This window comes from Oleiphilus sp. HI0061 (assembly GCF_001635675.1).
In genome coordinates this window covers 1-3,871 of sequence record NZ_LWFE01000950.1, presented here as the reverse complement: position 1 = coordinate 3,871, position 3,871 = coordinate 1, and the positions used below count along the sequence as shown (strand labels likewise).

Genomic DNA, 3,871 nt, shown 5'->3' with positions numbered 1-3,871 from the left:
ACACGAGGGTCGTTTAGCCGGTAATAGATGGTCTGCGACTCCCTGCGCGTTGCCACAAACTCTACTGCTCTAAGCTTTGCCAAGTGTTGCGACAAGGCCGATTGAGAAAGAGGCACCCGCTTATTTAATTCGCCAACTGATAGCTCCCCTTCACTCAAAACACACAAAATCATTAAGCGCTTGCTGTTTGCCAGGTTTTTTAAGAAAGCCTCTGCTTCTGCCGAGCGCGAAGACATTTCATCCAGACTAATATCCATCACCTACACCTTAAATTACGTCTTATGCATGTCACGATAAATATGAATACTAATTAAAAATTGCTAATTTAGCAACTTCTAATATATCATACCTCCCATCACTGTAAATGTTTGAGGTAATAAATATGTTGAGATCGATACCGGACTTAATTCAAGAAATCAGACCTAAAGTACGCTGTGTAACATCATCAAGCGCCAAGCTGGAAATGAGCAATAATGGTGGTATTTTGATTGACGTAAGAGAACCCATGGAAGTGGCACAAAACCCGACACCGAACGCCCTCAACATTCCACGTGGTGTCTTGGAAATGAAGGTATCAGAACTCCACCCACATGAAGAAACACCGCTCTATATCCACTGCGCAACCGGTGCACGCGCCACTTTATCTGCAGAGCAGCTGATGAGAATCGGCTATAAGCATGTATCGGTGATCACTTGTGATATTGAGACGATATGTCAGAGCTAGAATAATTAGAAAGTAGAATGGCACTTACTTAAACTGAATTTCACTTTTTTACAGTGGAAGCCTAGAGAAACATTACTCCTCTGTGCAGCAAAGCGCTCTGTGTCCTCTGTGGTTAAGGGCCTTAGTCTTGAAGATCAAAAACCCAAAAACGAATCCACCACAGAGGACACAGAGCGGCCGATGGCCTGTACGGAGATAATCAAAAAAGGGTTCTTAAATGAATGGCTCCTATTTAATCTGAATTGCACCCTATAGATAATCATTTGTTTAGATGGAACATATGCTTAAGTAAGTGCCGTTCGGTCTAGAGTAAATTTACTCTGACCGCAGCCTCTCCTTCTAATTATGTTAGACTGCCGCTAGTTTTTAAGCGCATCAAATTGAAGGAACTCCCATTAAATGGACTTAGAAGTAAAACCCTATACTGAACAGCCTTTTAGATTCAGCGGCAAAGCACTCGAATTCTTTGGCATTTGGATCGTCAATATAGCTCTCACCATCGTTACGCTGGGCATTTATTCGGCCTGGGCGAAAGTTAGAACACACCGCTATTTTTATGGCAATACTCAGCTTGACGACAGCGCCTTTCAATATTTGGCAAAGCCTGAACAGATTCTAAAAGGGCGAATTTTTGCATCCATATTATTCGGCATTTATTACGCAATAAATTCCTATAATGGCGTTTGGGGTTTGTATGCCGCTGCAGCAGTGACAGTTTTAGTGCCTGCAATCATTGTTCTTTCTATGTCGTTCAGGCTCCGCCACACAGCTTATCGTGGTATTACCTTCCGCTTTGAACGAAACTTCAAGCAAGCTTATTTATTTTATGGCCTACCGGTATTTTTGTTCCTGGCTCTGCTTGTTAGCTCAATATATTTTTCTGTGCCCAGTGAGGTATGGGAATACTCGGAAGTCCCGATTTCTGAGGAGATGCCAGCTGATGAAACGACAGAGATACCTGCCGTAGGAGAAGAAGCAAAAATAGATATTGAGGAAGAGTTTAATATGCCTTGGGGGCTTGCTGCTTTGTTCCCATTGTTTATCTTGGGCTTTCCCTTCTGGCAATACTTAAAAGCTATTTTCCTTGTAAATAACGCTCGCTATGGCACCTCACCATTCAGCTATGGCGCTGGCGCAAAAAGCTTCTATCTTATGTATTTAAAGGCCTCCGGTGTTTTTATCTTAGCGATATCTATTGTACTTTGGACTTTATCCCAGCTAGACCTTATGAATTTTACAAGTGAAGAAACAGCACCGTCTTTTTCAAACCTCATTTTAATTCAGCTGGTATTCTTTACTGTTTATTTATGGATCTTTGCCTACCTTCAAACCAAGCGCCAAAACTTGATATTCAATCATACCCAGATCGAAGAGATGACTTTCTCAAGTACATTGAGCGTTAGCTATATGTTGTATCTATACCTCAGCAATACGATTGCCATTATCTGCTCACTAGGCTTACTCATCCCCTGGTCGATGATCCGTACTGCGCGCTACCGCGCAAGCCAACTAACACTGCTGACAAATCAATCTCTCGATAATTTCGTCGCGGATCAACAAAATCAATTGACCGCAATGGGTGAAGAGTTTGGTGAAGTCTTTGATATCGAAGTGGGAATTTAAATGCTGACGAAGCCTGGTTGCTAACAATGGAGATTTCCGGCTATTTGTACCTAGGGCAAAGCTCATCACGGCTTCCCGCTAAGCTACATTATCAGGAAGGCGGTCAGCTCTGCTTTTTTCCAGAAAGTGAATTTGTCACTGAGTCATCCAATGAACCCTTAAAAAAGGTCGCCATTAAAGATGTCGACATCTCATCACGCATTGGCAATACCCCGCGCTTCATTAGTTTTGGCGATCAATGTCAATTTGAATGTGCTGATAATTTAGCAATCGATGAACTGATTAAAACCGCCCAGCAGGATGGCTACCTCAAAACTAAAACATATTCCGGGCTCGCTCACCGCTTGGAAAGTAAGCTTCAGTTTGTTGCGTTAACCTTAGTTTTGGTAGCGGTCGCTAGCTGGGGTTTTATCGCTTATGGCATTCCTTTTTTCAGCGAAGAATTGGCCCACGCACTGCCCGCTGAAGTATCAACAAAAATTGGTCACGGAGGCTTAGAAATCCTAGATAAGAGCGTGTTTCAAAGCAGTGAATTAGCTGAAGAAGAGCGCGACTCCTTAAGGCAGGCCTTTAATCGCATCGCCGACGAGCTGACAAAGATTGAAGGCCTTGAGCTCATTCCAATGAAAATCGAGTTCCGCAAAAGCGAGTCCATCGGTGCGAATGCTTTTGCACTTCCATCAGGAACCATTATTTTTACCGATGAGATGGTCAAACTCGCAGAGAACCAAGAGCAGCTGGAAACGATCATGCTGCATGAAATTGGACATATCGCTCACCGGCATAGTCTGAGAAGACTGATACAGCAATCCAGCCTAGCCCTATTCATCGTTATCGTAACTGGCGATATTTCAACCACCAGCCAAGCAATTCTTGCCTTACCTGGTGTTCTTCTGCAAGCAGGCTATTCCCAAAAAATGGAGCTCGAGGCTGATGATTTTGCGCTGAAACATTTACAAGAGTTTGGCTTACATCCTGAGGATTTTATTACCTTAATGGAGAACTTAGAATCCCAAGAAAAAGACCAAGGTGCAAACGAGCCCGAAGAAAACATAGGTAGCGTGGAGCCAAAACAAGAATCTGAAATACAGGGCTATTTTTCAAGCCACCCAAGCACGTCAGAGCGGCTAGAACGATTTAGAAATCACCGTCATTGAAGCGCTAAACACTAAAGCTTAGCGCCTCCCCATTTCCCTCTATGCCAGTGAATACCGTAAACAAAACCTTGGCCCAGGCGAGAGAAAGAAAACAAAAGCCAAATCACCAGCAAGGGCGGCTCAAAATAAACTACTGCGATAAGACCTAAAGGAAAGAACACAGCCCATTGAGAAAGCATACTTGTCTTCAAGACTACTTTTACGTCACCACTTCCCAGCAAGGCGTTCATAAGAATCACACCGATAACATCGATAAATATTAAAGCCCCCGTCACCTGCAAAGGTAAGCGAGCCGCGTCAATGGTAGCCGTATCTGAAGTGAAAAAGCGCAAGATAAGCTCTGCATTGAAGGCTAATAACATACCGA

5 protein-coding genes are annotated in these 3,871 nt (G+C 43.4%); 3 read left to right on the top strand and 2 right to left on the bottom strand.

The features are described from left to right. Window positions 1-257: metalloregulator ArsR/SmtB family transcription factor (locus A3735_RS11135; protein WP_068638065.1), on the bottom strand; the 257-nt coding region annotated here is incomplete at its 3' end. 125 nt (window positions 258-382) lie between these two features. Between A3735_RS11135 and A3735_RS11130 the strand changes: the two genes are divergently transcribed. The 3 genes from A3735_RS11130 to A3735_RS11120 all read left to right on the top strand — a co-directional run bounded on the left by A3735_RS11130 (window position 383) and on the right by A3735_RS11120 (window position 3,504). Then, on the top strand, window positions 383-724 hold the full coding sequence (locus A3735_RS11130) for a rhodanese-like domain-containing protein (protein WP_068509654.1): 342 nt from the start codon (window positions 383-385) through the stop codon (window positions 722-724). Window positions 725-1,123: 399 nt separating this feature from the next. Continuing rightward, complete coding sequence (locus A3735_RS11125) at window positions 1,124-2,347, top strand: YjgN family protein (RefSeq protein ID WP_068509657.1); 1,224 nt, start codon at window positions 1,124-1,126, stop codon at window positions 2,345-2,347. Window positions 2,348-2,373: 26 nt separating this feature from the next. Then, window positions 2,374-3,504 (top strand): M48 family metallopeptidase, encoded by a 1,131-nt coding sequence (locus A3735_RS11120; RefSeq protein ID WP_068509659.1) that lies wholly within the window; start codon window positions 2,374-2,376, stop codon window positions 3,502-3,504. Window positions 3,505-3,515: 11 nt separating this feature from the next. Here the strand turns inward: A3735_RS11120 and A3735_RS11115 are convergent. Further along, the coding region (locus tag A3735_RS11115) for an MATE family efflux transporter (RefSeq protein WP_255375166.1) at window positions 3,516-3,871 on the bottom strand (356 nt) is incomplete at its 5' end.